The organism is Pelomicrobium sp. P1, assembly GCF_052805615.1.
Genome location: NZ_JBRBEM010000001.1, coordinates 1 through 26,631 on the forward strand (window position 1 = coordinate 1; position 26,631 = coordinate 26,631).

General features: G+C 60.8%; 24 protein-coding genes. 22 read left to right on the top strand and 2 right to left on the bottom strand.

The genetic code is table 11. The annotated features are described in order from the left end of the window. From ACUVYZ_RS00005 to ACUVYZ_RS00035, 7 genes are all read left to right on the top strand, one after another. A partial coding sequence (locus ACUVYZ_RS00005) for a formate--tetrahydrofolate ligase (RefSeq protein WP_446033020.1) occupies positions 1 to 173 on the top strand: 173 nt, incomplete at its 5' end. Between the two features lie 78 nt (positions 174 to 251). Beyond that, a complete protein-coding gene (locus tag ACUVYZ_RS00010) occupies positions 252 to 980 on the top strand; it encodes a TerC family protein (RefSeq protein WP_439932409.1) in 729 nt (242 codons plus the stop codon). Positions 981 to 994: 14 nt separating this feature from the next. Next, positions 995 to 1,423, top strand: a complete 429-nt coding sequence (locus ACUVYZ_RS00015; RefSeq protein WP_439932410.1) for a universal stress protein — start codon at positions 995 to 997, stop codon at positions 1,421 to 1,423. Between the two features lie 209 nt (positions 1,424 to 1,632). Next, positions 1,633 to 2,658 (top strand): Bug family tripartite tricarboxylate transporter substrate binding protein, encoded by a 1,026-nt coding sequence (locus ACUVYZ_RS00020; RefSeq protein ID WP_439932411.1) that lies wholly within the window; start codon positions 1,633 to 1,635, stop codon positions 2,656 to 2,658. Positions 2,659 to 2,849: 191 nt separating this feature from the next. After that, complete coding sequence (locus ACUVYZ_RS00025; RefSeq protein WP_439932412.1) at positions 2,850 to 3,368, top strand: tripartite tricarboxylate transporter TctB family protein; 519 nt, start codon at positions 2,850 to 2,852, stop codon at positions 3,366 to 3,368. A 46-nt stretch (positions 3,369 to 3,414) separates the two neighbouring features. Continuing rightward, positions 3,415 to 4,947: a tripartite tricarboxylate transporter permease gene (locus ACUVYZ_RS00030; RefSeq protein ID WP_439932413.1), complete on the top strand. Its 1,533-nt coding sequence runs from the start codon at positions 3,415 to 3,417 to the stop codon at positions 4,945 to 4,947. 95 nt (positions 4,948 to 5,042) lie between these two features. Further along, positions 5,043 to 5,879 (top strand): cytidylate kinase family protein, encoded by an 837-nt coding sequence (locus ACUVYZ_RS00035; RefSeq protein ID WP_439932414.1) that lies wholly within the window; start codon positions 5,043 to 5,045, stop codon positions 5,877 to 5,879. 17 nt (positions 5,880 to 5,896) lie between these two features. Here ACUVYZ_RS00035 and ACUVYZ_RS00040 read toward each other — a convergent pair whose 3' ends face one another. Next, positions 5,897 to 6,511: a Crp/Fnr family transcriptional regulator gene (locus tag ACUVYZ_RS00040; protein WP_439932415.1), complete on the bottom strand. Its 615-nt coding sequence runs from the start codon at positions 6,509 to 6,511 to the stop codon at positions 5,897 to 5,899. Positions 6,512 to 6,684: 173 nt separating this feature from the next. Between ACUVYZ_RS00040 and ACUVYZ_RS00045 the strand changes: the two genes are divergently transcribed. The 15 genes from ACUVYZ_RS00045 to ACUVYZ_RS00115 all read left to right on the top strand — a co-directional run bounded on the left by ACUVYZ_RS00045 (position 6,685) and on the right by ACUVYZ_RS00115 (position 25,630). Beyond that, complete coding sequence (locus tag ACUVYZ_RS00045) at positions 6,685 to 8,379, top strand: thiamine pyrophosphate-binding protein (RefSeq protein WP_439932416.1); 1,695 nt, start codon at positions 6,685 to 6,687, stop codon at positions 8,377 to 8,379. Between the two features lie 267 nt (positions 8,380 to 8,646). Then, positions 8,647 to 9,930 carry a formyl-CoA transferase gene (gene frc / locus ACUVYZ_RS00050; RefSeq protein WP_439932417.1) on the top strand — a complete coding sequence of 428 codons (1,284 nt, stop codon included), beginning with the start codon at positions 8,647 to 8,649 and terminating at the stop codon, positions 9,928 to 9,930. A gap of 124 nt (positions 9,931 to 10,054) precedes the next feature. Next, on the top strand, positions 10,055 to 10,987 hold the full coding sequence (locus ACUVYZ_RS00055) for a methionyl-tRNA formyltransferase (protein ID WP_439932418.1): 933 nt from the start codon (positions 10,055 to 10,057) through the stop codon (positions 10,985 to 10,987). A gap of 198 nt (positions 10,988 to 11,185) precedes the next feature. Then, positions 11,186 to 11,989 (top strand): Stp1/IreP family PP2C-type Ser/Thr phosphatase, encoded by an 804-nt coding sequence (locus tag ACUVYZ_RS00060; protein WP_439932771.1) that lies wholly within the window; start codon positions 11,186 to 11,188, stop codon positions 11,987 to 11,989. 18 nt (positions 11,990 to 12,007) lie between these two features. Further along, a complete protein-coding gene (locus tag ACUVYZ_RS00065) occupies positions 12,008 to 12,721 on the top strand; it encodes an FHA domain-containing protein (RefSeq protein ID WP_439932419.1) in 714 nt (237 codons plus the stop codon). A 64-nt stretch (positions 12,722 to 12,785) separates the two neighbouring features. After that, positions 12,786 to 13,556 carry a 3',5'-cyclic-nucleotide phosphodiesterase gene (locus tag ACUVYZ_RS00070; RefSeq protein ID WP_439932420.1) on the top strand — a complete coding sequence of 257 codons (771 nt, stop codon included), beginning with the start codon at positions 12,786 to 12,788 and terminating at the stop codon, positions 13,554 to 13,556. A 66-nt stretch (positions 13,557 to 13,622) separates the two neighbouring features. Next, positions 13,623 to 15,995 carry a GspE/PulE family protein gene (locus ACUVYZ_RS00075; RefSeq protein ID WP_439932421.1) on the top strand — a complete coding sequence of 791 codons (2,373 nt, stop codon included), beginning with the start codon at positions 13,623 to 13,625 and terminating at the stop codon, positions 15,993 to 15,995. A gap of 6 nt (positions 15,996 to 16,001) precedes the next feature. Continuing rightward, positions 16,002 to 18,131: an HD domain-containing phosphohydrolase gene (locus ACUVYZ_RS00080; protein WP_439932422.1), complete on the top strand. Its 2,130-nt coding sequence runs from the start codon at positions 16,002 to 16,004 to the stop codon at positions 18,129 to 18,131. 311 nt (positions 18,132 to 18,442) lie between these two features. Next, positions 18,443 to 18,874 (top strand): pilin, encoded by a 432-nt coding sequence (locus tag ACUVYZ_RS00085; protein ID WP_439932423.1) that lies wholly within the window; start codon positions 18,443 to 18,445, stop codon positions 18,872 to 18,874. 353 nt (positions 18,875 to 19,227) lie between these two features. Then, entirely contained in the window at positions 19,228 to 20,973 is a 1,746-nt protein-coding gene (locus ACUVYZ_RS00090) for a tetratricopeptide repeat protein (protein WP_439932424.1), read from the top strand. Between the two features lie 43 nt (positions 20,974 to 21,016). Further along, entirely contained in the window at positions 21,017 to 21,880 is an 864-nt protein-coding gene (locus ACUVYZ_RS00095) for a glycosyltransferase family 2 protein (protein ID WP_439932425.1), read from the top strand. A gap of 22 nt (positions 21,881 to 21,902) precedes the next feature. Then, positions 21,903 to 23,081: a glycosyltransferase family 4 protein gene (locus ACUVYZ_RS00100; protein ID WP_439932426.1), complete on the top strand. Its 1,179-nt coding sequence runs from the start codon at positions 21,903 to 21,905 to the stop codon at positions 23,079 to 23,081. Continuing rightward, positions 23,078 to 23,992 (top strand): glycosyltransferase family 2 protein, encoded by a 915-nt coding sequence (locus ACUVYZ_RS00105; protein ID WP_439932427.1) that lies wholly within the window; start codon positions 23,078 to 23,080, stop codon positions 23,990 to 23,992. The genes ACUVYZ_RS00100 and ACUVYZ_RS00105 overlap by 4 nt, the downstream gene beginning before the upstream one ends. 25 nt (positions 23,993 to 24,017) lie before the next feature. Continuing rightward, entirely contained in the window at positions 24,018 to 25,043 is a 1,026-nt protein-coding gene (locus tag ACUVYZ_RS00110; protein WP_439932428.1) for a glycosyltransferase family 4 protein, read from the top strand. A gap of 158 nt (positions 25,044 to 25,201) precedes the next feature. Further along, positions 25,202 to 25,630 carry a pilin gene (locus tag ACUVYZ_RS00115; RefSeq protein ID WP_439932429.1) on the top strand — a complete coding sequence of 143 codons (429 nt, stop codon included), beginning with the start codon at positions 25,202 to 25,204 and terminating at the stop codon, positions 25,628 to 25,630. Here ACUVYZ_RS00115 and ACUVYZ_RS00120 read toward each other — a convergent pair whose 3' ends face one another. Next, a complete protein-coding gene (locus tag ACUVYZ_RS00120) occupies positions 25,631 to 26,566 on the bottom strand; it encodes a class I SAM-dependent methyltransferase (protein ID WP_439932430.1) in 936 nt (311 codons plus the stop codon). Positions 26,567 to 26,631 lie beyond the last annotated feature (65 nt).

Sequence of the window (26,631 nt, forward strand, 5' to 3'; positions counted from 1 at the left end):
GCGGGGCGCCCTCCGGGCACGTGATCAACATCCGGGAAGTGCGCCTGGCGGCGGGGGCGGAGTTCGTGGTCATGATCTGCGGCGACATCATGACCATGCCGGGGCTGCCCAAGGTGCCCTCGGCCGAGAAGATCGACCTGGACGAAAACGGCAAGGTGGTGGGATTGTTCTAATCGCCTTCGTGCGCTTCGCTGCAACGACAAGACGCTGAAAACGCTGCGGGGCCGGCCATCGGGTATGGAGGAGGATTAATGGAGTTCGGAAGCCCGGAGTTCTGGATCGCCGTCCTGCAGATCATCGCCATCGATATCCTGCTGGGCGGTGATAACGCCGTGGTAATCGCCCTGGCGTGCCGCAAGCTTCCTCCCCGCCAGCGCAAGCTCGGCATTTTCTGGGGGGTTTTCGGCGCCATCGCCTTGCGCGTCATTCTGATTTTCTTCGCCCTCACCCTCCTCAAGATCCCGTTCCTCAAGCTGGTGGGCGCCGCGCTGCTGCTATGGATCGGCATCAAGCTGGTGCTTCCCGACCGGGAGGAGGGCGGCCATGAGATCGATGCCAGCACCAGTTTGATGGGCGCCATCAAGACCATCATCGTGGCCGACGCGGTCATGAGCCTGGACAACGTGGTCGCCATCGCGGCAGCTTCCAAGGACAGCATGGCCTTGGTAATTTTCGGCCTGGTGGTGAGCATCCCCATCATCGTTTTCGGCAGCCAACTGGTGTTGAAACTCATGGACCGCTTTCCTATCGTCATCCTGGGTGGGGGCGCGCTCCTGGGCTGGATCGCGGGTGACATGGCCGTTTCGGACGTGGCGATCAAGGATTGGGTCGAACAAAACATGGCGGGATACCAGTGGATGGTCGCGGTGGCGGGGGCGGCCCTCGTGATCGCGGTGGGCAAGCTCCTGGCGATGAAAACGGCGGCGGAGCCCGTCGTGGACCTCGCCAGCCGGCCCGCCGATCCCCCGGAGACGAGGTGAGCGGGAGAGCGGACATGGCGAAATTACTGGTGCCAGTGGATGGCTCGGAGAATTCGCTCCGGGCGGTGGATTTCGTGATCAAGAAGGCAGGCTGGTACCGGGAGCCCGTGGAGATTCATCTGATCAACGTGCAGCCGCCCATCGTGTCCGGCAACGTGACCATGTTCATCAGCCAGGATCAGCTCAACGACTATTACCAGGAAGAGGGACTCAAAGCCCTGGAGCCGGCGCGGGCGAAGCTCGACGGGGCCCAGGTGCCCTACAAACATCACATCCTCGTGGGAGACCCGGCCGAGATGATCGCCCGCTTCGCCCGGGAACGGGGATGCGACCAGATCCTGATGGGCACCCGGGGCCTGGGAGCCATCGGCAGCCTCTTGCTGGGCTCGGTCGCCACCAAGGTCATCCACCTGGCGGACGTACCGGTGTTGCTGGTGAAATGAGGATCGGGTTCGTTGCGCCGCAGCAAGAGAAAGTCCTTGACTGCGGTCAAGAAGGGGGTCAGCCACCGGTTGCAACCGGCAGGGTGGTCCTCTACTCTACGCAAGCTATGCCTAAAGCAGGCATAGAAAAAAACCGCTCCCGATGCCGTCTGCCGAGGCGTACGGGGTCGGGTTCGATCCTTTCCAGTGATTTGACGAGGAGGAAACGCATGAAACCAACAATGTCAAGGGTAGGGCGGGCCGCGAAGATCGGAGCGATCGGGGGTCTCTTCGGTTTCCTGGCGGCGTCCCCGCTCGCGGCGACGGCGGCTTGGGAGCCCACCAAGCCGGTGGAATTCATCATCCCCGCCGGCACCGGCGGCGGGGCGGACCAGATGGCGCGCTTCATCCAGGGGGTGGTGGCCAAGCACAAATTGATGAAGCAGCCCATGGTGGTCATCAACAAGGCGGGCGGCGCGGGCGCCGAGGGGTTCCTGGACGTGAAGGGCGACAAGGGCAACCCCCACAAGATCATCATCACCCTGTCCAACCTGTTTACCACGCCCCTGGCGACCGGAGTGCCGTTCAACTGGAAGGACCTCACCCCCGTGGCCATGCTGGCGCTGGACGAGTTCGTGCTGTGGGTGAACGCCGAGACACCGTTCAAATCCCCCAAGGAATACATCGAGCACTGCAAGAAAGAGGGCCCGGGCAAGTGCAAGATGGGGGGTACCGGCTCCAAGCAGGAAGACCAGATCATCACGGTGGGCATCGAGCAGGCGACCGGCGTGAAGTTCACCTACGTGCCCTTCAAGGGCGGCGGCGACGTGGCCGTACAGCTCGTGGGCAAGCACGTGGACTCCACCGTCAACAACCCGATCGAGGCCGTGGGTCACTGGCGCAGCGGCAAGCTGCGGCCCCTGTGCGTGTTCGACACCCAGCGCATGCCCTACAAGGACAAAGTGACCACCGACATGGCCTGGGCCGACATCCCCACCTGCAAGGAGCAGGGGCTGGACATCGACTACTTGATGCTGCGCGGCATCTTCATGCCGGCCGGGGTCACCCAGGAGCAGGTGAACTACTACGTCGAGCTGTTTAAGAAGGTGCGGGAGACGCCCGACTGGAAGGAGTTCATGGAAAAAGGCGCCTTCAACCAGAGCTTCATGACTGGGGAAGAGTACCGCAAGTGGGTGGAACAGGCGGAAGCCCGGCATAAGGACCTGATGCAGAAGGCCGGCTTCCTGGCGAAGTAAGGCGCAAGCTCGGGGTTGCAGCATGCCCCTCCTCTCTTGAATCGGCGGGCGTGGAGCGGAGCCGGAACGGCAGGTCTCCCTCCGCTCCTCCCTGCCACTATTCCCACAAAACGCTAGGCGACGATGCGGGAAATCGGCCGCCGCGGGGCGGCCGCGGGTGAGTTTCATGCCTGAATTCTGGAGCACGGACCATGGAACACGGTGAAGGGACGCAAGCGAAGGCGGAAAAGAGTTGCTCGGTCTGCGTGGTGGACGCCGTGACCGCGGCGATTCTCATGTTCATCGGGGCGCTCGTCATGTACGACGCCCACCGCGTGGGGAGCGCCTGGTCTCCCGAGGTGGGCCCGCAGGCGGGATACTTTCCTTTCTACATCGGGTTGCTGATTTTCGTCTGCAGCGCGGTGACTTTTTATCAATCCACTTTTTCCAAGAATCGCGACCGGTCGGTGTTCGTGGACTGGAGCCAGTTCAAGCGGGTGCTCCAGGTGCTGGTTCCGTCGATCGTCTACGCCGTCGGCGTCAGCACCCTCGGCATCTATGTGTCTTCCACCCTCTTCATCGGCGGCTTCATGCTCCTGCTCGGCAAGTACCGGATCCTGCCGACGCTGCTGGTGAGCGTAGGAGTGTCAGCGGTGATGTTCTGGATGTTCGAGGTGCAATTCCTCATTCCGCTGCCGAAGGGCCCGTTGGAGGCCTGGCTCGGCTATTGAACGAAAACGACGGCGGCGCAAAAGCGCGGGTCAAGGGGGGACTGAAGTGGAAGAGATCGCTGCACTGTTTCATGGGTTCGCGGTGGTGCTCAGCCCGGAGAACTTCATGCTTATGCTCCTGGGCGTGGTGCTGGGCGTCATCATCGGCGTGCTGCCAGGCCTGGGCGGGGCGAACGGTATCGCTATCCTGCTGCCGCTCACCTTCTCCATGGATCCCACTTCCGCCATCATCATGCTTTCCTGCATCTACTGGGGGGCTTTGTTCGGTGGTGCCATCACGTCGATTTTGTTCAACATCCCCGGCGAGCCGTGGTCGGTGGCGACCACCTTCGATGGTTACCCCCTGGCCCAGCAGGGCCGCGCCGGGGAAGCGCTGACGGCCGCCTTCACCTCCTCGTTCTTCGGCGCCTTCGTGGCGGTGATCATCATTACCTTCCTGGCGCCCCTGGTGGCGGATTTCGCCCTGGAATTCGGTCCGCCCGAATTCTTCTCCGTGTACCTGCTCACTTTCTGCAGCTTCGTCGCCATGGGCAAGGGCTCGCCGTTCAAGATCATCGCCTCTATGATGTTGGGCTTTGCCCTGGCCGCGGTGGGAATCGACACGGTGACCGGCCAGTTGCGCCTCACCTTCGGCATCACGGAGCTATTGAAGGGCTTCGACTTCCTGGTGGCGGTCATCGGGTTGTTCGGCATCGGCGAGATCCTGCTCACCATGGAGGAAGGCCTGGAGTTCCGGGCTGCCGCCCAGGGCAAGATCAATTTGAAGGTGGTGCTGGAGACCTGGGCCAAGCTGCCCAGGTACTGGATCACGGCGATCCGCGGCTCCCTAATCGGCTGCTGGCTGGGCATTACCCCGGGCGGGGCGACGCCGGCCTCCTTCATGAGCTACGGGGTCGCCAAGCGCATGTCCAAGGACGGGGATAAGTTCGGCACCGGCCAGATCGAGGGCATCGTCGCCCCGGAAACGGCAGCCCATGCAGCGGGTACCAGCGCCCTGCTGCCTATGATTTCCCTCGGCATCCCGGGGTCGCCCACGGCGGCGGTGCTGCTGGGAGGGCTCCTCATCTGGGGACTGCAGCCGGGCCCGCTTCTGTTCGTGGAAAAGGCGGATTTCGTCTGGGGTCTGATCGCCGCCATGTACCTGGGCAACATCGCGGGCCTCATTGTGGTGCTCACCTGCGTGCCCCTCTTTGCCGCGATCCTGCGCATTCCGTTCGCGGTGATCGCCCCGGTGATCATCGTCATCTGCGCGGTGGGCGCCTACACCGTGGCTAATGCCCAGGTGGACATCTGGTACATGATCGCTTTTGGCTTCATCGGGTACGTGTTCAAGAAGCTGGAGTACCCGCTGGCGCCCCTGGTCCTGGCCATCGTCTTGGGGGATCGCGCCGAGGACTCCTTCCGGCAGTCCATGCTGGTAGCTCAGGGGGATCTGACGGTGCTTTGGTCGAACTGGCTGGTGGGCAGCATTACCACCCTGGCCCTCGTCATGCTCTTCTGGCCGCTCATCTCCAAAGGGCTCAAGAGAATCCGCTCCGGCCGGATCGACACCCTCCAGGAACAGCGGCCGGTGGAATGAGCCGGGATGACAGTGGGCGGGGCAGCCGTTACCATAGAGGAAGCTAGCCGTTCTCGGGCGACCGGGTCCTGAACGCGGGTTGGAGGGTTGAAACGATGCCAGTCATCGCGATGAACCAGGAGATGGGCTCCAAGGGCAAGGATGTGGCCGCCTTGCTGGCACAGCAACTAGGCCTGGCGCTGGTCCGGCACGAGGTGGTGGACCACGTGGCCGAGAAGATGCGGGCTAGAAAGAGTCTTATCCGCCGCATCATGGAAGGCAAGGCCGGCCTCATCGAGGGCATGGCCACCGACAAGAAAAGCCTGGCCATATACACCGCCGAGGAGGTATTCGAGCTCGCCCTGAAGGGAAACGTGGTCATCCGCGGATGGGGCGCCACCTACCTGCTCAGGCAGGTGCCCCACATCCCCTGTGTCCGGGTGTGTGCTCCCATGGAAGTGCGGGTGAAGTGGATGATGGAGCGGCTCGAGACCGACGACGAGGAACTGGTGCGCCAGGAGCTGCGGCGCAGCGACGCTGCCCACATCGCCAACATGCAGCAGCGCTTCGGCGTCACTTGGGGCGATCCCTTGATCTACGACCTGGTGCTCAACACCGAACGGCTATCGGTGGAGACTTGCGTGGAGGAGATCAAGCTGCTCTTGCAGCGCCCGGAGTTTCAGGAAACTCCGGAATCGCGGACCAAGCTGCAGAACCTAGCGCTGGAGGCGCGGGTGCGGGCGGCGCTCAAGAGTGATCCCGACACCGACGACATCAACATCACCATCGAGGCCGACAACGGCCGTGTGAAGCTGCTCGGCATCGTGTTGCACGACAGCGAGCGCGGCGCGGCGGAGAAGACGGCGCGCGCCGTGCCGGGCGTGACGGCGGTCGAAAACCAGCTCAAGGTCATGAGCCGGGCGCGTATTTTCACGTCCGAGAAATACGATTGAGCCCGGGACCCGGGGTTTTAGATCACGATCTTGCCCTTGTGCTTGAGCCGGCTTAGGGTTTCCGGCGACAGATTGAGGTAGGACGCTAGCTCTTTCTTGGGAAGCCGCTCCGTCAGCTCGGGGTGCTTACGCATGAAGCGATGCACCCGGCCAGGGGCGTCCAGTAGGTGGAGCGTGATGGTATGGGCCATCACCTCGCTCATCAGCTTCATCACCTCGAATTCGAAGTCGGCCTTAACGCTCGGGTGACGATCCATGAAGCGAACCCACTGCTCCATGGAAAGCTTGGCGGCGCGCACCCGGGTGACGGCGCGGATCGAGTACGGGATAGGGGTCTTCAGGCGCCAGGCGGCGTAGCTCGTATCGATGTCGCTTTCCGCTGCGAAGCGCAGGATCATCTCCTTCCCTTCCTTGTTGGTCACCACCCGCTTGAGAATGCCTTCGATGATGAAGTACTGCTCCATGGAAAGGTCGCCCTGGTTTTCCAGGGACTTCCCCTTCGGGTAGTCGGCGATCTCCAGCAAAGGTTCAAGTTCCGCCCACGCTACCGGCGACATGTTCTTGAGGACCAGGTTCTGCCGGAGCTGCAGGCGCAAAATCTTGTATTCGGGGTGGGCGACCAGAGCGACCATCGGGGGACGGCGGGTTCGACGAACGTCAGCCGGTAGAAGGGGGCGGAGAAGCTGGATTATTGACCGCGGTCAATGCCGAATGCCCGACAACTGCTTAAATTTCTGTATAAATTTTAATTGTATTTCATCGAGCGCAGGGTTCGCAATTCCCAACGAACAGTCAGGAGGAAGTTATGGGAACCGTTGAAACACAAGTCGCCAGCGGGCAGGACGTTAAGCTCATCAGCGGCGGCCAGATCGTGGCCAAGTTCCTCAAGCAAGAGGGCATCAACCACATCTTCACCATTTCCGGCGGGCACATCATCGACATCTACAACGGCTGCCTGGACGAGGGCATCCGCATCGTGGACGTGCGCCACGAGCAGGTGGCCGCCCACGCGGCCGACGCCTACGCCAGGATCACCGGCAATCTCGGGTGCGCGGTGGTGACCGCCGGCCCGGGCACCACCGACGCGGTGACGGGCGTGGCCAACGCTTTCCGGGCGGAGTCGCCCATGCTGCTGATCGGCGGCGGCGGGCCGCTCAAGCAGTACAAGATGGGCGCGCTGCAGGACCTCGCCCACGTCCCCATGATGACGCCGATCACCAAGTTCGCTTCCACGGTGATGACCACCGAGCGTTGCGCGGAGATGATGAGCCAGGCGGTGCGCGAGATGTACAACGGCGCGCCGGGCCCGGGCTACCTGGAAATCCCGCACGACGTGCTGGACGCCAAGGTAGACGCGTCCAAGGTGCGCATCCCCAAGAACTACCGGGTGCGGGGCGAATTCATCGGCGATCCCAACGAGCTGGCCAAGGCGGCCGAGGCCATCGCCACCGCGGAGCGCCCGGTGGTCCTGTTCGGCACCCAGACCCGCACCTGCCGGGCTCACGAAGCGGTGGACCGCTTCGCCCGCCACTTCAACATCCCGGTGTACGTGAACGGCGCGGCGCGCGGCACTCTGCCCCGCAACCACCCATACAACTTCATGCCCTCCCGGCGCGTCGCCTTCGACAACGCGGACGTGATCTTCCTCGTGGGCACGCCTTTGGATTTTCGCATGGGCTACGGCCGGCGGCTCAACCCCAAGGCGAAGGTCATCATCCTCGACATGGACTACAAGAACGTCGGGTACAACCGGGACTTCGACATCGGCCTGGTCGGCAACATCCGGGCGATCCTCAACGCCATGTGCGAAGCATCCAAGGGCGACGTGGCGCGCAAGCACGATCCCTTCATCAAGATGCTGCGCGAAGAAGAGGAAAAGACCAAAAGCAAGAACGACAAGATCGTCAAGGACGACAGCCGCGTGCCGATTCACCCGCTGCGCCTGGTTCACGAGATCAACGAATTCCTGCTGGAGGACACCGTGTTCATCGGCGACGGGGGCGATATCGTGACCTTCTCGGGTTCGGTGGTGAAGCCTCACAAGCCTGGCGGCTGGATGGATCCGGGTCCCCTGGGGACCCTCGGCGTGGGCACCGGTTTCGCCCTCGCGTCGAAGCTCCTGCAGCCCGAGCGCGACGTGGTGGTGCTCTTCGGTGACGGCTCTTTCGGCCTGACCGGCTTCGATTTCGAGACCATGGTGCGCAACAAGCTGCCCTTCGTCGGGGTGATCGGCAACAACGCCTCGTGGAACCAGATCCGCTATGGCCAGGCGATGAAGTACGGCAAGGAACGGGGCGACGTGGGCAACGTGACCGCCGACGTCCGCTTCGATAAGTTCGCCGAGGCGATGGGCGGCTTCGGCATCCGGGTGACCGAGCCCAACCAGATCCGGCCGGCGCTGGAGAAGGCCCGGGATGCGGGCGTGCCGGCCCTGGTGGACGTGGTGATCGACCGGGAGGTGTACTCGAGCGGCACCATGAATCAGACCATGTACAAGTAAGGCGTCACGGTAGGGCCGCGGCGCCCGCGCGCCGCGGCCTGCCGCAGGCTCCCTTATTCTCGGCATATAATCCGACCCGTGCGACCGCCGGTCCTGCGGCGGCAAAGGTGGGCCTACCGAGCGTCCTAAAAAAATGCTTCACGGCGCTCGGCCCTCTCCCCCAGGGAGAGGGAGAGGGGAGAGCTGTAAATGGTTTGTCAACCATTTACCGGAGGCGTAGGAAAAGGCCGGCATCCGGTTCCCAAGTCATGAGGAGGTGAAATTTTCATGGACAAGGCACTCTCGGGATTTCGAATCCTGGACATGACCCACGTTCAGGCGGGGCCGACCGCCTCGCAATTGCTTGCTTGGCTCGGAGCTGACGTGATCAAGCTGGAGCCCCCCACGGGGGACGTGACCCGCGGGCAGTTGCGCGACGTCCCGAACGCGGACAGCCTGTATTTCACCATGCTCAACTGCAACAAGCGGTCGATCACGGTGAACCTCAAGAACCCCATGGGCAAGGAGGTGCTGACCGACCTGATCAAGAGGTGCGACGTGCTCATGGAAAACTTCGGCCCCGGGGTGCTGGACCGGCTGGGTTTCTCCTGGGAGAAGGTGCGGCAGATCAACCCGCGCATCGTCATGGCCTCCATCAAGGGATTCGGCAGCTCCGGCCCCTACGCCGATTTCAAGGCCTACGAGAACGTGGCCCAGGCCATGGGAGGCTCCATGAGCACCACCGGTTTCCCCGACGGGCCGCCCCTGGTGACCGGCGCCCAGATCGGCGACTCGGGTACGGGGCTCCATCTCGCTATCGGCATCCTGGCGGCACTGCACCATCGCAACCGCACCGGCCGCGGCCAGTACGTGGAAGTGGCGATGATGGACGGGGTCATGAACCTGTGCCGGGTCAAGTTCCGCGACCATCAGCGTCTGCAGCGCGGCCCTCTGCCCGAGTACTCCGTACCGACCCAGGGGCTGAAGGCCACGCCCCGGGCGGGCAACGACTCGGGCGGCGGCCAGCTCGGGAACGCCATCAAATGCAAGCCAGGCGGCCCCAACGACTATTTGTACGTCGTGGTGCAGGAGGCGGTGTGGGAGGCGCTGGCCAATCGCGTGGGCGGCGAGGCCCTGGCCAAGGATCCCCGCTTTGCCACCATCGGGGAGCGTCGCAAGAACCAGGTGGAGATGTGGCGCATCCTGAACGAGTTCGCCTCCAAGTACACCAAGTGGGAGTTGATGAAGATCTTGAACGAGCTCGACGTGCCGTGCGGTCCTATCATGAGCACCGAGGACCTCATGAACGACGAGCACGTGAAGCTCCGGGAAATGGTGGTCGAGCTGGATCACCCGCAGCGGGGCAAGTGGTACAACGTGGGCATGCCGATCAAGCTCTCGGATTCGCCCGCGGAAATCAAGCGCTCCCCGCTGCTGGGAGAGCATACCGACGAGATCCTGGCGGAAGTGCTCGGCTACACCCAGGACCATATCGACTCGCTGCGCGAGGCGGGGGCTTTTTCCAAACAGCCCGCCAAGGTGCCGGAATACCACGAGCCGCGCACGGACTAGAACCCTGCTGAAAGGAGCGTCGAAATGAGAGTTGCCATTATTGGTCAGCAAGATTTTAGTTCCGGCTCACGTTGGCCTTCGGCAAACGTGAGCCTTCTCTGAAATCTTGCTGAAGGGGGTCGAAATGAGAGTTGCCATTATTGGCCAGCAAGATTTTGGCAAGGCGGTGATGGAGGCCTTTCTCTCCCGCGGCGACGCCGTCGCGGGCGTGTTCGTGGCCCCGGAGAAGGAGGGCGCCAGGCCCGATCCGCTGAAAGTGGCGGCCCAGGAGAAGGGGCTGCCTCTGTTCCAGTTCCCGTCCTACAGGAAAGCGGAAGCCCAGGACGCCTTGCGCCAGCTCAAGGTAGACCTGGGCATCATGGCTTACGTGCTGCTGTTCGCGCCCCAGGAGTTCGTGAACATCCCGAAGCACGGCACCATCCAGTATCACCCGTCCCTGCTGCCAAAGTACCGCGGTCCCAGCTCCATCAACTGGCCCATCATTCGCGGCGACACCCGCACCGGCCTCACCATCTTCCGTCCGACCGACGGGCTGGATGAAGGACCGATCGTCCTCCAGAAGGAAGTGGACATCGGCCCCGACGAGACCTTGGGGGACGTGTACTTCAACAAGCTCTTCCCGTTGGGCGTGCAGGCTATGCTGGAGGCGGCGGACCTAGTGGTCGCGGGCAAGCACAAGGAGGTAGTGCAGGACGAGTCCCGGGCGAGCTACGAGGGCTGGTGCCGGGAGGGCGAGGCGCGCATCAACTGGCATAACCACGTGGACTTCATCTACAACCTGATTCGTGGCTGCAACCCAGCGCCGGGCGCCTGGACCACCTTGAACGGGAAGAAGCTGCAGATTTTCGACGCCCGCAAGTTGATCTATCGCCGTTTCGGCGATGTGAGCGGCAAGATTGGCGAGGTCACCCAGATCACCGATACCGGCTTCAAGGTGAGCGCCCAGGGCGGCCAGATCGAGGTGATGCGGGTGAAGCCAGAGGAGGGCAAGAAGGTCTCCGCCGCTGAATTCGTGCAGGCTGTAGGTATTACGGTGGGCACCATGCTCGGGACCTGAGAAACGGCCCTTTCACCGTGCGACGAAGGCCAGCGGAGACGCTGGCCTCTTTTTTTTCCGCCGTGCTTCCGGCAATCATTTATTTTTTTCTCGAAATCGTATATTTTATAAGCAACTAGGCGAACAACTTTAAGAGGTTTCTTTGCTTTTGTGTCTAATGGACGGGGCGGCCCCATGAAGCCGGGGGATGCGCTGGAAATGGTAAGCGTAACCGATCCTGGCATGGTCCGTGCTCATAACGAGGACAGCGTCGGGATCCTACCTGAGGAAGGGGTCGCGATTCTGGCGGATGGGATGGGGGGCTACAACGCCGGAGAGGTGGCGAGCGGAATCGTCGTGTCCCTGATGACGGCCGAGCTCAAGGAGGCGTTGGCCCGGCAAGATCCGGCGGATGTCGATCTCCTGAGCGGCAAGCTGATGGCGGAAGCCATACTGAGAGAGGAAATCCGGCGGGCGAACGCGTCGGTCTATCAGGCGGCGCAAAGCCTGCCCCAATACGCCGGGATGGGAACGACCCTGGTGGCAGCGCTTTTTTTCGACAACCGGGTGGCCATCGGCCACATCGGGGACTCGCGCAGCTACCGGTTCAGGGGTGACCAGTTGACGCAGATGACCCGGGATCATTCCTTGCTCCAGGAGCAGATCGACAGCGGCATGATCAGCCGGGAGGAGGCGCGGCAGTCGATGCACAAAAACTTGGTTACCCGGGCGCTGGGAATCGATCCCGAGGTGGATGCGGAAATCCACGTCCACGACGTGCGCCCCGAGGACATCTACCTGCTGTGCTCGGACGGGCTGAACGACATGGTGGATGACGAGGAGATCCGGCTCACCTTGGCGAGCCTGCGCTCCAACCTGCCGCTAGCGGCGCGCCAGTTGGTGCAGATGGCGAACGACAACGGCGGGCGGGACAACGTTTCGGTCATTCTCGTGCGGGCCAAGCACGAGTTCCCGGTGCGGCGGCGCGGGCTCTCGCACCTGCTTTCGAAGCTCAAGAAATAAAGTCGGAAGGACTTTCCTATGACGGCGAAACTGATACTCAGCATGGATGGGTTAGTGCTCAAGGAGTTCCCGCTGAACAAGGAGCGCATCACCATCGGCCGCAAATCGACCAACGACATCCACATCGACAATCTCGCCGTCAGTGGAAACCACGCGGTGATCGTGACCATTTTGAACGACTCATTCCTGGAGGACTTAAACAGCACCAACGGGACGATGGTCAACGGCAAGCAGATCCAGAAACACTTTCTGCAGAACGGGGATGTGATCGAAATCGGCAAGTACAAGCTCAAGTACCTGAATGACCAGGCGACCCAGCGGCTGCAAGGAGACTTCGAGAAGACCATGGTGCTCAAACGCCCGCCCGCCGGCACCCAGTCGGCGGAGGTCGAGCTCGCGACCCGGTCGGCGTCCATGTCCATGCCGTCGTCGTTCCAGTCCCCTTCCGCCGGGGCGGTGACGGCGCTGCCGCCGGCCGCGATTCAGGTATTGAGCGGGCCGAGCGCGGGCCGTGAACTGGTGATCTCCAAGACGCTCACCACCTTGGGCAAGCCTGGGCTCCAGGTGGCGGTAATCGCCAAGCGGCCCCACGGCTACTTCCTGACCCATGTGGAAGGGGACCAGCACCCGGTGGTCAACGGCAAGGCCATCGGGACCCATCCTCGGCAGCTTCACGATCACGACATCATCGAGCTCGCCGGCGTTAAGCTGGAGTTTTTCTACAAGTCCTGAATGGACGAGCGCCGGGAATTGCGGGCGCCGCAACCTTCATCGTCACCAGGATAAGTCGGGTGGAATGAGGCTGAGGATTCTGGGCTGCAGCGGCGGAATCGGAGGAAGGCTCCGGACGACTTCCATGCTGCTCGACGAGAACATCCTGATCGACGCGGGAACGGGGGTCGGAGACCTGAGTCTCGAGGAGCTCAAAAAAATCGACCATGTGTTCGTCACCCACTCCCATCTGGATCACGTGGCCTACATCCCCTTCCTGGTGGACACCGTCGGCTGGATGAGAAGCGATCCTGTGACCGTGCACGCGACGCCCGCGACGCTGGAGATCCTCAAAGAGCATTTGTTCAACTGGAAGATCTGGCCCGATTTCTCCTGCATTCCCGACCCCGATATCCCGTACATGCGTTACGGCCACCTCGAGGTGGGGGAAACCGTCGACCTGAACGGCAGAAAGATCACCCCGCTGCCGGCCCACCACGTGGTGCCGGCGGTCGGGTTTCGGCTGGAGAGCCGATCGGCGAGCCTGATTTTTTCCGGCGATACCACGACCAACGACGCGCTGTGGGAATGGGTCAACCGGACCCGCAACCTGCGCTATCTCATCATCGAGACCGCCTTCGGCGACGGAGAAAGAGACCTGGCGATCGCCTCCAAACACCTGTGCCCGAGCCTGCTGCGCGAAGAGCTGAAAAAGATCGAGCTCGAGGTGAAACCGGAAATCTACATCACTCACCTCAAGCCGGGCGAGTCGGATTCGATCTTGGAGGAAATCGAGGCGGCGGTGGAGGGCTTTTGCGTAAAGAGGTTGGAAAACAACCAGGTATTCGAGTTTTAGGCCTTCCGGCGGAACAATCCGCCGGACACAAACGTGCTGCCCTGAAGGGCAGTGGGGGTAGATGCGATGAGCACGGCTCTGCAATCCCAGAATTCCCAGGAGCAACTGGGCGAGATCACCGCCAAGCTCAGCTTTACGCGCAATTTGCAAGCGGTCACGAACAAGATCCATGCCACCTACAACATCGACGAAATCATGTTCGAGGTGAGCAAGGACATCTGCGATCTGTTCGAGGCCGACCGCCTGACGATCTACCTCCTGAGCGAAGACAAGCAGTCTATCGTCTCCAAAGTCAAGACGGGCCTCAATTCTTTCAAGGACCTCAAGCTCCCCATCTCCGAGCAAAGCGTCGCGGGCTACGTCGCCTTGAGCAAAAGGCTGGTCAACATCCGGGACGTGTACGACGAGCAGGAGCTGCGGCGCTTGAGCCCCCAGCTTCACTTCCTGCAGGAGGTCGACCGGCGCACCGGCTATCGCACCCGGCAGATGCTGGTCGCCCCCATCCTGGACGCCAACGACAACGAGCTGATCGGGGTCGTGCAGCTCATCAACACCCGCTCCGGCCTGCCCTTCTCGCAAATGGCCGCCGAGGGTCTCACGGAGCTTGCCAAGACGCTGGCGATCGCCTTTCGCCAGCGGCAAAGCGCGCCCCAAGTCATCAAGACCAAGTACGATCAACTGATCGCGGACGGGGTCATCTCCGCTCCCGAATACGACCTAGCCATGCGCTCGGCCCGGAGGAAGGGGCTCGACATCGAGGACGTGTTGATCGATGAGTTCCAGGTGAAACTCCCCGCGCTGGGCAAGTCCCTGTCGGCGTTTTTCGGGGTTCCCTACGAGCCGTACAGTCCCGACCGGGTGAAGCCCTTCGACTTGCTCCGGAACCTGCGAAGGGAATACGTCGAGGAAAACGGATGGCTGCCCATCGAGGAGACCAGGGAGGGCCTGGTGATCCTGACCACCGACCCCGAGCGGATTAGCGCCTCCCGCGTCGTCAACAACGTCTTTCCCAAGCATCGCCTGGTTTACCGGGTCTGCACGCGGCGGGAATTTCGCAAGACGGTGGATCTGTTCTACGGCGAAGGCGACCTCGGATCCATCGGCGACCTGCTTTCCAACCTGGACGAGGATTCGGCGGAGGATTACGGACTGTCGGCGGACGACATTTCCGCCGCGGCGGACAACGAGCTGGTAAAGCTGGTCAACAAAATCATCATCGACGCCTATAACATGGGGGCGTCGGACATCCACATCGAGCCTTATCCCGGGAAGGGGAAGACGGAGATACGCTTCCGGCGCGACGGCTCCCTCATGCCTTACATCGAGGTTCCGGCGAGCTATCGCAGCGCCATCGTGACCCGCATCAAGATCATGTGCGACCTCGATATTTCCGAGAAGCGCAGGCCCCAGGACGGAAAGATCAAGTTCAAGAAGTTCGGGCCTCTGGACATCGAGCTGCGCGTGGCCACCATCCCCACGGCGGGCGGCATGGAGGACGTGGTGATGCGCATCCTGGCCGCCGGGGAACCGATTCCCCTGGACAAGCTGGGGCTTTCCGAGCACAACCGGAAGCGGCTCATGGAGTGCATCGAAAAGCCGTACGGCCTATTCTTCGTCTGCGGACCTACGGGCTCGGGCAAGACCACCACGCTGCATTCGATCCTAAAGCATTTGAACACCCCGGAGAACAAGATCTGGACCGCCGAGGACCCGGTGGAAATCACCCAGAAGGGCCTGCGTCAGGTGCAGATCAATCCCAAGGCCGGGCTCACCTTCGCCACCGCCATGCGCTCCTTTCTGCGGGCCGACCCGGACATCATCATGGTGGGGGAAATGCGCGACAAGGAGACCACCAGTATCGGCATCGAGGCGTCCCTCACGGGCCACCTGGTCTTCGCCACGTTGCACACCAACAGCGCGCCGGAGTCCATCGTGCGCCTCCTCGACATGGGGATGGACCCGTTCAACTTCGCCGATGCGCTACTCGGCATCCTGGCCCAGCGCCTGGCCAAGCGCCTTTGCACCCAATGCAAGCGGCCCCGGGCCGCCGGCCAAGAAGACGTCAAACGGTTGCTGAACGAGTACACGGAGGAACTCAAAAACCTGGAGTGGTTCAAGAAAGATCCGGCAGCGGCGATGAAGAACATCTACGCCGAGTGGACGCGCAAGTACGGCGACCAGAAGGGGCAGATCACCCTGTACGATCCCGTCGGTTGCGAGAGCTGCGGCGGAACCGGCTACCGCGGGCGCGTGGGGCTGCACGAGCTGCTCGTGGGCACGGACGCGATCAAGCGCCACATCCAGAGCCATTCCCGCGTGGCCGAGATGCTCGTCACCGCCCTGGACGAAGGCATGCGCACCCTGAAACAGGACGGAATCGAGAAAGTCCTGCAGGGCATCACCGACATGCACTCGGTGCGGGCGGTGTGCATCAAGTAGACGGCCGTGCACGCGCTTTCCACCAAGGACCTTCTCGCCAGGCTCGAAGAGCTGAACGCGGTCGGCTCGGCCCTCAGCAAGGAAAAGGACCTGAGCAGCCTGCTGGAGGCGATCCTGAAGGCGGCAAAGCGCATCACCCATGCCGAGGCCGGCACCCTGTACCTGATGGAGGGCGGCGAGCGCTTGCGCTTCGAGCTGGTCCATAACGACGCCCTGGGGATCGCCATGGGCGGCACGAGCGGGGTTCCTATCCCCTTCTATCCGGTGCGACTATACGACGACGCCGGGCGGCCCAACAATTCCATGGTGGTGGCGTTCGCCGCGCTGCGTGGGGAAACCGTGAATATCCCGGACGCCTACGCCGCGGAAGGTTTCGATTTTTCCGGCACCCGGAACTTCGACGCGAAAACCGGCTACCGCTCGAAGTCCTTCCTCGCGGTGCCGATGAAAAACCACGAGAAGGAGACCATCGGCGTTCTCCAGCTCATCAACGCCAAAGACCGCCTGACCGGCGAGATCGTCCCGTTTTCCGACGCGGACCGGCGCCTGGCCGAATCCCTGGCCTCCCAGGCCGCCATCGCCCTCACCAACCGGCAGCTCATCGGTCAACTGGAAAGGTTGTTCGAATCGTTTATCGGCCTAATCAACGCGGCCATCGACGAGAAGTCCCCGTATACGGCAGGCCATTGCCAGCGCGTGCCGGTGCTCACCATGATGTTCGCCGACGCGGTCTGCGCCGTCGCTGCGGGCCCGTTCAAAGATTTCACGATGACCGACGCGGACCGGTACGAGCTCAAGATCGCCGGGCTCCTGCACGACTGCGGCAAGGTCACGACCCCCGTGCACATCGTCGACAAGGCCACCAAGCTGCAGACGATCTTCGACCGCATCCATCTGATCGACACCCGGTTCGAAGTGCTCAAGCGGGACGCGGAGATCGCCATGCTGCGCCAGCTCATGGCGCTTGACACGGCCTCGTGTAATCTACTTCCCTCCTTGGAACGAGAGGGCTCCTCAGCCCGCGCAGGCCCGCGCCCCGGTGCCTCCCCAAGACCGATCCCCTCGGCTCTCACCCCTGTCCCCTCCCTTCGGGGCGAGAGGAGCTTGCCGGTAAGCTTCTCAAGCTCGCTCCTCACTCACCAGGGAGATAGGAACCCCGCTCAGAGCGCATCGAGCCATCTCTCCTCCCCCCTGGGAGGGGCATCCCCCTCCTCTTCCTCCTCCCCCCAGCGGGGGGAGGAGAACGGTCCAGTCCCTCTCTCCCTCTGGGAGAAAGTGTCGGGAGAGGACTCCCCGGGCACGGTAGGGTGCGCTTCAGCGCACCGCAGCGGCGGGAACTCGGATGAACCGGTGCGTTTCGCTTCGCTCAACACACCTGACAGAAAAGCGGGGTACGCTTCAGCGCCCCGCCCAGGTATTTCCAGCTTGTGGCTAGAAAATGCCCCTCGGGCCGAACGCCGGGCGGCCATCGAGCGGGAATGCCGGGAACGGCTGGCCCAGATCGAGGCGGATCGGGATTTCCTGAGGAAGTGCAACCTCGGGGTCGAAGCCATGCGCCCCGAGGACCAGGTACGGGTGCGGCAGATCGCATCCCGGTATACCTGGACCGACGCGACCGGAAAAGAAGTCCCGTTCCTCACGGATGACGAGGTCGAGAACCTCACCATCAAGAAAGGAACCCTTACCGCCAAGGAGCGGGAGATCATCAACCATCACATCGTGGTCACCCTCCGCATGCTGGAATCCCTGCCCTGGCCCGCCCACCTGAAGAACGTGCCCGAATATGCGGGCGGCCACCACGAGCGGGTGGACGGCAAGGGTTACCCGCGGGGGCTCACCAAGGATCGGATGTCGGTCCAGGCCCGGATGATGGCCATCGCCGACATCTTCGAGGCCCTGACGGCGGCGGACCGGCCCTACAAGCGGGGCAAGACCCTGAGCGAAGCCCTCTCCATCCTGGGGCAGTTCGCCTTGAACGGCCACATCGACCCGGACCTGTTCCAGGTCTTCGTGCGGGAGAAGGTGTATCTACGCTACGCCAAGCAATTCCTGGAGCCCGAGCAGATCGACGAGGTGGACGAGGCTCAAATCCCCGGCTACGACCCGCGGGCTTTTGAGCCTAGCGACCGAAAGTGACGAAGAGCGTCAGTTTTTGCCTGCGCCCGGGGTGTCCCCAAAGCCCAAAGGCGCCTTTCGGTGCGCTTAACCGAGGCCTTATCGGGCGTTGCATAACCGGTCGAGGCAGATTCTCGCGCTCAGACCGGCCCTCCCCAGCCCCTCTCCCGGGGAGCGCAACAGCGCGGGAGAGGGGGGGGTTCGCGGGTCTTCCATCAACCAATGTAAAAAAAGATGAACACGGAGAGGCCCCCGGACGGCTTGGCATGCGCCTTGCTCCACCGAGGCTGGGAGTGTGTCCCTTGGGTCTTATCGGTGAAAAGGAGCGTTTTATGAAACAGTTGCAAAAAGGTTTCACGTTGATCGAACTGATGATCGTGGTGGCGATTATCGGCATTCTGGCCGCCATCGCGATCCCGGCGTATCAGGACTATACCGCCCGGGCGCAAATGTCCGAGGCGGTGGAGCTCATGGCGGGCGGCAAGACGCCGCTGGCCGAGTGGTACGCCGATAAGGGGGTGTGGCCGAGCGCTGCCGCGTCGGTCATGAATACCCTTAGTGGCAAGTACGTAAGTACTGTTGCGATTACGACTGGTGCTGCCGGCACTGGTCAGCTTGTCCTGACGGCCACGATGAAGAACACGGGGGTCAACACGGCAATTCAGGGCAAGACCGCAACGCTCGAGACGACAAATGGTGGCAGAACCTGGATCTGCGCCCCTGGAACGGTTGACGCCAAGTACTTGCCCGCCTCGTGCCGGTAATTGAATCTAACTGGAACAGCCTGCTTGACATACCGAGCAGGCTGTTTTCTTCTGTACAGTCACTTCTTGAAAAATGGATGGCCGGTTGTCGTTCTTGAGAGCGATGACGATGGCGGTGAATTTCCTGATCGATGATGACCAGCTTGCTTAGTTTGGCTCGTTCTGTGGTTGGATCCTCATTACGGTCAGCAGCGGTTAGGGGCGAGCTATTCGCGGGGACGGCTTTTATAGTCGTTCTTCTTTTCGCCGCGTTCCTCCATTGGCCAGGGCTAAAGGGAGATTTTCTTCTCGACGATTATCAGAACCTACGCTTCTTGGAGCGGGTGTCTTCCCTGTCGCCCCAGGAGTGGCTCATGCCCGTCTTGTCGGGCATCACCGGCGGCCCAGGGCGCCCCGTGTCCCTTGCCAGCTTTGCGCTTCAGTACGCCGACTGGCCCCGGAATGTGGTTGCCTTTAAGTATGTCAACGTCTTGCTTCATCTGCTAAACGGATGCCTCCTGTTCTGGCTTTGGCTGAAGCTGGGCCGGTTGGCCGGTATCTCTGAGCGGCGCAATCTCCTGATCGGCCTCATCGCGGCAAGCATCTGGCTGTTGCATCCGCTCCTGGTGTCCACGACCTTATACGTCGTCCAGCGCATGACACAGTTGTCGGCCTTGTTCACGCTGGCAGGGCTTCTCCTATACCTCTACGGACGGGAATGTCATCGCGCTGGAGCTTGGCGTTCAGGATACTTGTGGACTTCCCTAGGAATCGGTCTGTTCGGCTTGTTGGCCACGCTGAGCAAGGAAAACGGAATCTTGATCTGCGCTTTGGCGCTGGCACTGGAAGGGACCCTGCTGCGGAACCTTCCGTCGCCTCCCGGCTGGCGAGCCTGGAAGTTTATTTTCCTGTACGGACCCCTCGTCCTCCTTGCGCTGGTGGTGGCTTGGCGGTTCGATACGATGGTGCTCGGACCTTATGCCATCCGGGACTTCACGCTCGTCGAGCGCCTGATGACCCAGGCCAGGGTGCTCGTGGAGTACCTAGGCCTGGTCGTCGCGCCCGTCCCGAGCGCACTCGGGCTATACCATGATGACTACGCCGCCTCCAGGGGGTTGTTTGCACCGGCCACCACCTTCTGGTCCGGCCTCTTGATCGTGAGTCTCCTTGTTCTTGCCTTCGCCGCGAGGGGTCGTGCCCCCGTGTTGGCGTTTGGCCTGCTCTGGTTCTTCATCGGTCACTTGCTGGAATCCACGATATTCCCCCTGGAACTTTACTTCGAGCACCGGAACTACTTGCCCATGGCAGGGCTTGTCTTCGCCCTGAGTTTTTATGGAGTTGCCCTGACGGAGAAGATCAAGTCTGCTTCGGTAAAGCGAGTACTCCGCCTGTTTCCTGTTTTGTATCTCTCGATACTCGCGGCTGTCTCGTTTAACGAGATCCGACTCTGGGGCGATCCGATCAGGCAAGCGTATACCTGGGCACGGGAAAAACCTGATTCTCGTCGGGCTCAGGAGCGCTTGGCGAGCGTTTGGCAAGCTCTTAGTGAATACGAGCGGGCGGCAGCCGTGTACCGCGGGATTGCAGAGATCCACCCACTGGATGTCGGGGCGTATCTGGGCTGGTTAAGTCTTGGGTGCTTTAACGATATGGTCTCCTTGCCAGACCGCGATACCCTTTTCGCGCGGCTGGAGAAGGCCTCGTTTTCAAATGCGCCTATCGCTTCGTTAGATGTCATCGTTACAGAAAAAGAGAAAAGAGGGTGCGCGCGGGTCAATGACGAGTATGTATTCGAAATCATCAATGGGCTGGAAGCCAATCCTGCGTACAAACCTCATCTAACGAACCTGGGTTTTCTGGCGGGAAGGTTGCACGCGACTAATGGCAATCTTGATAAAGCAATCAAATCGCTCGACGCAGCATATGCAGCCCAACCCCGGGTCGACATCGCTTATATCCAGGCAGGGTGGCTGGCGAGCGCAGGCCTTAGGGACGAAGCACTGCACTACCTGAAACAGGCTCGGCAAGCGACGAGCCCGTTGCCCCTCAAACGGAGTCTACAACTGGCAAACATCGCTGCCTTGGAGCGAGCTATTCTTCGAGACAAAGGGGCGCCCTAGGCGGCATAATCCAGGTGTGGCGGCCACAGCAAAAAGCACACCTATGGATCCGAAGACCGTCAGCATCATTATCCCTGCGCGCAACGAAGCGGCGAGCCTGGAAACTCTTCTTCCGGCGCTTCGCCAACGCTACCCAGAATCCGAGATCCTGCTGGTGGACGACGCGTCGGAAGACGAGACGCCGGACCTTTGTCGGCGCTACGGGGTCAATCGGGTCGCTCACCCTTACCGTCTAGGCAACGGCGCTGCGGTCAAAACGGGCGCTCGGGCGGCGCGGGGAGAAATCCTGGTCTTCATGGACGCCGACGGACAGCACCGCCCGGAAGACATTCCCAGGCTGCTGGAGAAGCTGGAGGAGGGTTACGACATGGTGGTCGGGGCCCGGGACGGAAGCTCCCAGGCTGGAGCCCATCGTGCGGTCGCCAACGGGTTTTACAATCGCCTGGCGAGTTGGATGGTGGGCCAGCGGGTGGCGGACTTGACCTCAGGCTTCCGCGCCGTAAGGGCCAATAAGTTTCGCAGATTTCTGTACCTACTGCCGAACGGTTTTTCCTATCCTACCACCATCACCATGAGCTTCTTCCGGGCGGGTTATCCTGTGGCCTACGTGCCCATCGTGGCACCGCCACGTATCGGGAAAAGCCATCTGCGCTTATTCCGGGACGGGATCCGGTTTTTGCTCATCATTTTCAAAATCGGCACGCTTTATTCACCATTGAAACTCTTTGTCCCGGTGAGCGCTTTCTTCTTTCTAACCGGGTTAGGGTACTACCTCTACACCTATTTGAGTTTCCATCGCTTCACCAACATGTCAGCGCTATTGTTCATTACGTCGATTTTGGTTTTTCTCATGGGACTCGTCTCGGAACAGATCACGAACTTGAACTACAAAGACAGTGACCGCTGAGACCGCTCGCCGACGCGTCCTGGTGCTCACCTCGACGTTCCCGCGCTGGGAAGGGGATCACGAGCCGCCGTTTGTCTATGAGCTTTGCCGCCGACTCGTAACCCGTTTCGACGTCTTGGTGTTGGCTCCTCACGCTCCAGGAGCGAAGCGACGAGAAACCATGGGTGGCGTCGAGGTGGTGCGTTTTCGCTATTTTTTTCCCCGCTGGCAGAATCTGGCGTATGAGGGAGGTATCCTGGCGAAACTGCGCCAGAACAGATGGCGTTATCTACAAGTGCCTTTCTTTTTTCTCTTTCAATTGCTTGCCTTGATTCGCATTCTGGGCAAGAGGAAATTCAACGTTATCCATGCCCATTGGTTGATACCCCAGGGGTTGGTAGCAATATGGGCGCTGCTCCTGCGCAAAGGGCCCAGGTTGCTCTGTACGTCCCACGGAGCAGATCTCTACGGTTTGCGAGGAGTATGGCTCGACCGCCCGAAACGGGCGATTATCAAGCGGACGGCTGCGTTGACGGTGGTAAGCCGGGTAATGGCAGAACTGGCAGTGAGGCTCGGAGCCAAGGCCGAGTCCCTGCACGTCATTTCCATGGGTGTCGACGCTCAAACGCTATTTACACCGGCAAGGCGCGGTGAGAGAAGGGATCACGAGCTTTTGTTCGTGGGGCGATTGGTCGAAAAGAAAGGTTTGACCTACCTGCTCGGCGCTCTGCCTGCCATCCTGGCCAGACACCCCCGTGCAAGCTTGTCCATCGCGGGCAGCGGCCCGGAGGAAGAACGCCTTCGGTTCCTAGCCGACAAGTTGGGAATTTCCGATCGTGTGACTTTTCTCGGGCCGATTCCAAACCCGGAGCTTCCTCACCTGTATCGCCGTGCGGCCGTGTTTATCGCGCCGTCGATCGTTGCGGAGAGCGGGGATCAAGAAGGGCTTGGACTAGTCCTCGCGGAGGCCCTGGCGTGCGAATGTCCCGTCGTGGCCTCCGACCTTCCGGCCATTCGCGATGTGGTCATCGATGGGGTTACCGGTCTGACGGCACGCGAGCGAAACAGCGCCGATCTTGCCTCAAAGGTGATCGCATTATTGGACAATCCCGATCTTCGCAAGCGCCTTGCTGAAGAAGGGAGGCGGCACGTTCTGGCGCGATTTGACTGGGAAGTAGTGGCCGACCGCTATGCTCGACTGATCGAGGCGCTTGCTCAGTGATCTCGACTGGAAATGTGAGTTCAAGCCGAAGCAGCCAGGGGAAGGTTTGCGCCATCGTCCTGGATTACCGCGGTGCGCAGAAGACCGCCAAATGTTTACGCTCGCTGGTCGGCCATGGAATAGATCAGATCATCGTCGTCGATAATTCAGCCGATGCTAAAGCATCGCGGGAATTGTCGGATGTGCTTGAGACGATATGTCGTGAAGACCCAGAATTTACCATTCGCCTGCTTACGCCAGAAGAAAATCTGGGATTCGCAAAAGGGATGAACTTTGCTTTGCAGCACGCTGCGCACAGTGACACGCTATATGACTACTATCTTCTGATCAATAACGATGCGGAGGCAACTCCCAACCTGATTTCCCAGCTCAAGCGAGCACTCGACAGTGATCCACAACTTTGCCTGGTCGCCCCCTCCATTTTCTCGGTATCGGGTAAGCAACAAGCCCTGGTGTGGTATCACCGTTACTTTGGCCTTCTCACAGAGCGCAGGACACCGCTTGCCTTTCCTTACCTTACTGGCTGCTGTCTGATGTTCAGGAGAAATCTTGCTGGCTCTGGAAAGCTTTTTGATGAGGATTTTTTCATGTACGGCGAGGATGCGGCGCTTGGATGGCAATTGTCGAGAGCAGGGAAAGAAATGAGGTGTCTCCGAGACGCCCTTGTCCAGCATGAAGGTGGAGCTTCCTCCTCCAAAGCGGGATTGTTTTACGAATATCATCTGGTCCGAGCGCACTTGTTGCTAGCGCTAAAGACGTGGCGATCGCCCGTCGAAATCCCATTCATGGTGCTGTGCAAGCTCCTAGCTCTGGCTGCCCGAGCCTTCATACGATGTGTCCGGTACCGGAGCGCTATACCCCTCTACGCCTACGTGTTGTCCTGGCTACCGCTCAAGGTTCGAACTCCGTAATGAAATCGAGCGGAAAGACGGTTGAATGAAAACATGGTTTCCGGCGATCCGGGCGGGTTCGGGGGCCGACGTGTATACAATCCGGCTTGCCGAAGCGCTCAGGAAACGCGATGTCCGAGCGGAAATCCGATGGTATTGGAGATGGCTCGAGCTTGCTCCATTTCTCCTGCGTCCAACACGTGTCCCGCCGGATGTTGATGTGGTGGTGGCCAATTCTTGGAATGGCCACGCATTTAAACGACGCGGAATTCCTCTCGTCATCGTCGAGCATCACTGCGTTTTGGACCCCCTTTATCGACCTTACGTGTCGCTCCCGCAATACCTGTATCATCGGGCGCTGATCAAACCCTACGAGCGCGCGTCCCTGGCAAGGGCGGATGCCGTTGTAGCCGTCAGCGAGTTTACCGCTAACGGCTTGAGAGCGTTCCTGGGATTCGAGCGGGTGCGCGTCATCCATAACTGGATCGACGTAGGGAAATTCAAGCCGAGAACCCCATCTGAAGCAGAAGGGAGAAGACGCCCTTTCCGTCTGCTATATGTGGGAAACCTCTCGCGGCGAAAAGGCGCGGACCTGCTGGCGCCTATCATGCAAGCGCTGGGGAGGGATTTCGAGCTTTTTTACACTACCGGGCTGAGATCTGGCATCAGGGCAAATTCGCCATCCAACATGACTTTCCTGGGGAGGTTGGAGGAGGAAAGGCTGATCGAGATCTACCAGGATTGCGACGCGTTGCTATTTCCTTCCCGTTTCGAGGGATTTGGATATGCAGCTCTGGAAGCCATGGCGTGCGGGAAACCGGTGATCGCCTCTAATTCCAGCTCTCTGCCGGAGGTGGTGGAGGACGGAGCATGCGGGATTTTATGCGAGCCAGACAATGTGAATGCGTTCGCCCAGGCCTGCAGAAGGCTGGCGGAGGACCCGGCGCTGCGCAGGCGCATGGGCGAGGCAGCGCGCGAACGGGCTGTCAGGCTGTTTTCGGAAGAAGCGATCATGCCAAAGTATATTCAACTGTTCGAGGAACTTTCCGGGAAGGGGCCTGTAAGGCACTGATCCGCTTGGCTGCACTTTGTGCTGCCTTTGGGACGCAATCCAGGGTGGTCGCCCCACTTTGTTAAGCTTTCTTAACTGGCACGGGCCTTGCCTTAAGATTGGTAAGTCTGTGTTTTGACAGGGTTTGGAACTCGGAAGCTGACGCGGAGGGGCAAAACATGTCTCGGGGGGTAAAAGGTTTCACCTTGATCGAGTTGATGATCGTGGTGGCGATCATCGGGATTCTGGCCGCAGTGGCAATCCCCGCGTATCGGGATTATCACGCGAGGGCGCAAGTGTCTGAAGCCATTGTGCTTACTGGCGCCGTGCGCGGGCCGCTTGCGGAATTTTATTCAGACATGGGGCGGTGGCCCATCGCCGCGAGCTCGGTGATCGAGACCGCGGCAGGGAAATACGTGGAAAAGGTGGAGCTCGTGGGGGCGACGGGTGCCACGGGGACCATCGAGGTGGTGGCGACAATGCGCACGACTGATGTGGCGCCGGAAATTTCCGGACGGACGCTGGTCATGACGAGCGACGATGGGAGAACCTGGGCTTGTTACAGCGGGAGCATCCCGCAACTGTATCGCCCCCAGGCGTGCAAGTAATTATTTCCAAGCGATCATAACGATCTCTTCACCCACGTCCGGCTGCACAAGACCAGCGCCTAGTTCGGTAAGTTGGAAGGCAATCGCCATTGCACGGTCATGCGCATTTGGTTTGGACGATGCAAGTTTTCGGCGAATGGCTTGGCTGGCGACATAGATTTCCTGAGCACCCCGGCTGGTAATGAACAGTTTCGTGCGGCTAAAGCCGACCTTCTCAATTAGTGAATGCAGGGCGGGTGCTGTAAATACTTGTAGGTGGCGAGGAGGCTCCAGGCCCCTCCAATCCGATTTGAACACTCTATGACCAAGGCTTTGGGCATTGGGTGTCGCGACCGTGATCTGTCCCCGGTCTCGTACAATCCGGTGGCACTCGCGAAGCAACCCTTCCGGATTATGAATATGCTCGATAACATGGCTCATGACAACGGCGTCAAAGAAGTTGTCCGGATAGCGCTGGTCCTGCAACGTTCCCCATCGAACTTCCAACCCTTTTTCGCGGGCGCGATCGATGGCGCGAGAGTCGAAGTCCACGCCCTGAACGATCCAACCAAGGGATTTCAGGAATTCAAGAAGCTTGCCGCTGCCGCAACCTATTTCCAACAGCCTGCCGCCCGGTTTATGGGGAAGATACATCACATCGAAGTCCAGGCTTGCACGGCGGGTGGGATGCAATCGGATCAATAGCCCGAGAAGACCTTCGACCATTTTGTTCCCATTAAAGGGATATCCATATCGCTGGGCCAAATATCCGGATCTGGCCGAGTCGAAGACCTTTTGCAGGCGCGGATTTCTGTGCCGCTTCTTTTCGGCATGGGTGTAATACGCCTGGTACGCACGACCGATGTCCTCCGGAAAAGGCATTGGATCCAGCCACAACACCCCGCAAGCTGGATCGGCGCAGCGCCTCACGCCCCATTTACCGGGGGTGCCGAACAATCGATCTTCCAGACCGCGGTACAGGACGGCGCCTTCCGTACCACATAGAAAACAGCGTGGAGCGG

Coding starts and splice junctions, on each gene's coding strand:
- ACUVYZ_RS00010 (WP_439932409.1), top strand. CDS start 252: ATGGAGTTCGGAAGCCCGGAGTTCTGGATCGCCGTCCTGCAGATCATC.
- ACUVYZ_RS00015 (WP_439932410.1), top strand. CDS start 995: ATGGCGAAATTACTGGTGCCAGTGGATGGCTCGGAGAATTCGCTCCGG.
- ACUVYZ_RS00020 (WP_439932411.1), top strand. CDS start 1,633: ATGAAACCAACAATGTCAAGGGTAGGGCGGGCCGCGAAGATCGGAGCG.
- ACUVYZ_RS00025 (WP_439932412.1), top strand. CDS start 2,850: ATGGAACACGGTGAAGGGACGCAAGCGAAGGCGGAAAAGAGTTGCTCG.
- ACUVYZ_RS00035 (WP_439932414.1), top strand. CDS start 5,043: ATGCCAGTCATCGCGATGAACCAGGAGATGGGCTCCAAGGGCAAGGAT.
- ACUVYZ_RS00040 (WP_439932415.1), bottom strand. CDS start 6,511: ATGGTCGCTCTGGTCGCCCACCCCGAATACAAGATTTTGCGCCTGCAG.
- ACUVYZ_RS00045 (WP_439932416.1), top strand. CDS start 6,685: ATGGGAACCGTTGAAACACAAGTCGCCAGCGGGCAGGACGTTAAGCTC.
- frc (WP_439932417.1), top strand. CDS start 8,647: ATGGACAAGGCACTCTCGGGATTTCGAATCCTGGACATGACCCACGTT.
- ACUVYZ_RS00055 (WP_439932418.1), top strand. CDS start 10,055: ATGAGAGTTGCCATTATTGGCCAGCAAGATTTTGGCAAGGCGGTGATG.
- ACUVYZ_RS00060 (WP_439932771.1), top strand. CDS start 11,186: ATGGTAAGCGTAACCGATCCTGGCATGGTCCGTGCTCATAACGAGGAC.
- ACUVYZ_RS00065 (WP_439932419.1), top strand. CDS start 12,008: ATGACGGCGAAACTGATACTCAGCATGGATGGGTTAGTGCTCAAGGAG.
- ACUVYZ_RS00070 (WP_439932420.1), top strand. CDS start 12,786: ATGAGGCTGAGGATTCTGGGCTGCAGCGGCGGAATCGGAGGAAGGCTC.
- ACUVYZ_RS00075 (WP_439932421.1), top strand. CDS start 13,623: ATGAGCACGGCTCTGCAATCCCAGAATTCCCAGGAGCAACTGGGCGAG.
- ACUVYZ_RS00085 (WP_439932423.1), top strand. CDS start 18,443: ATGAAACAGTTGCAAAAAGGTTTCACGTTGATCGAACTGATGATCGTG.
- ACUVYZ_RS00090 (WP_439932424.1), top strand. CDS start 19,228: ATGCCCGTCTTGTCGGGCATCACCGGCGGCCCAGGGCGCCCCGTGTCC.
- ACUVYZ_RS00095 (WP_439932425.1), top strand. CDS start 21,017: ATGGATCCGAAGACCGTCAGCATCATTATCCCTGCGCGCAACGAAGCG.
- ACUVYZ_RS00110 (WP_439932428.1), top strand. CDS start 24,018: ATGAAAACATGGTTTCCGGCGATCCGGGCGGGTTCGGGGGCCGACGTG.
- ACUVYZ_RS00115 (WP_439932429.1), top strand. CDS start 25,202: ATGTCTCGGGGGGTAAAAGGTTTCACCTTGATCGAGTTGATGATCGTG.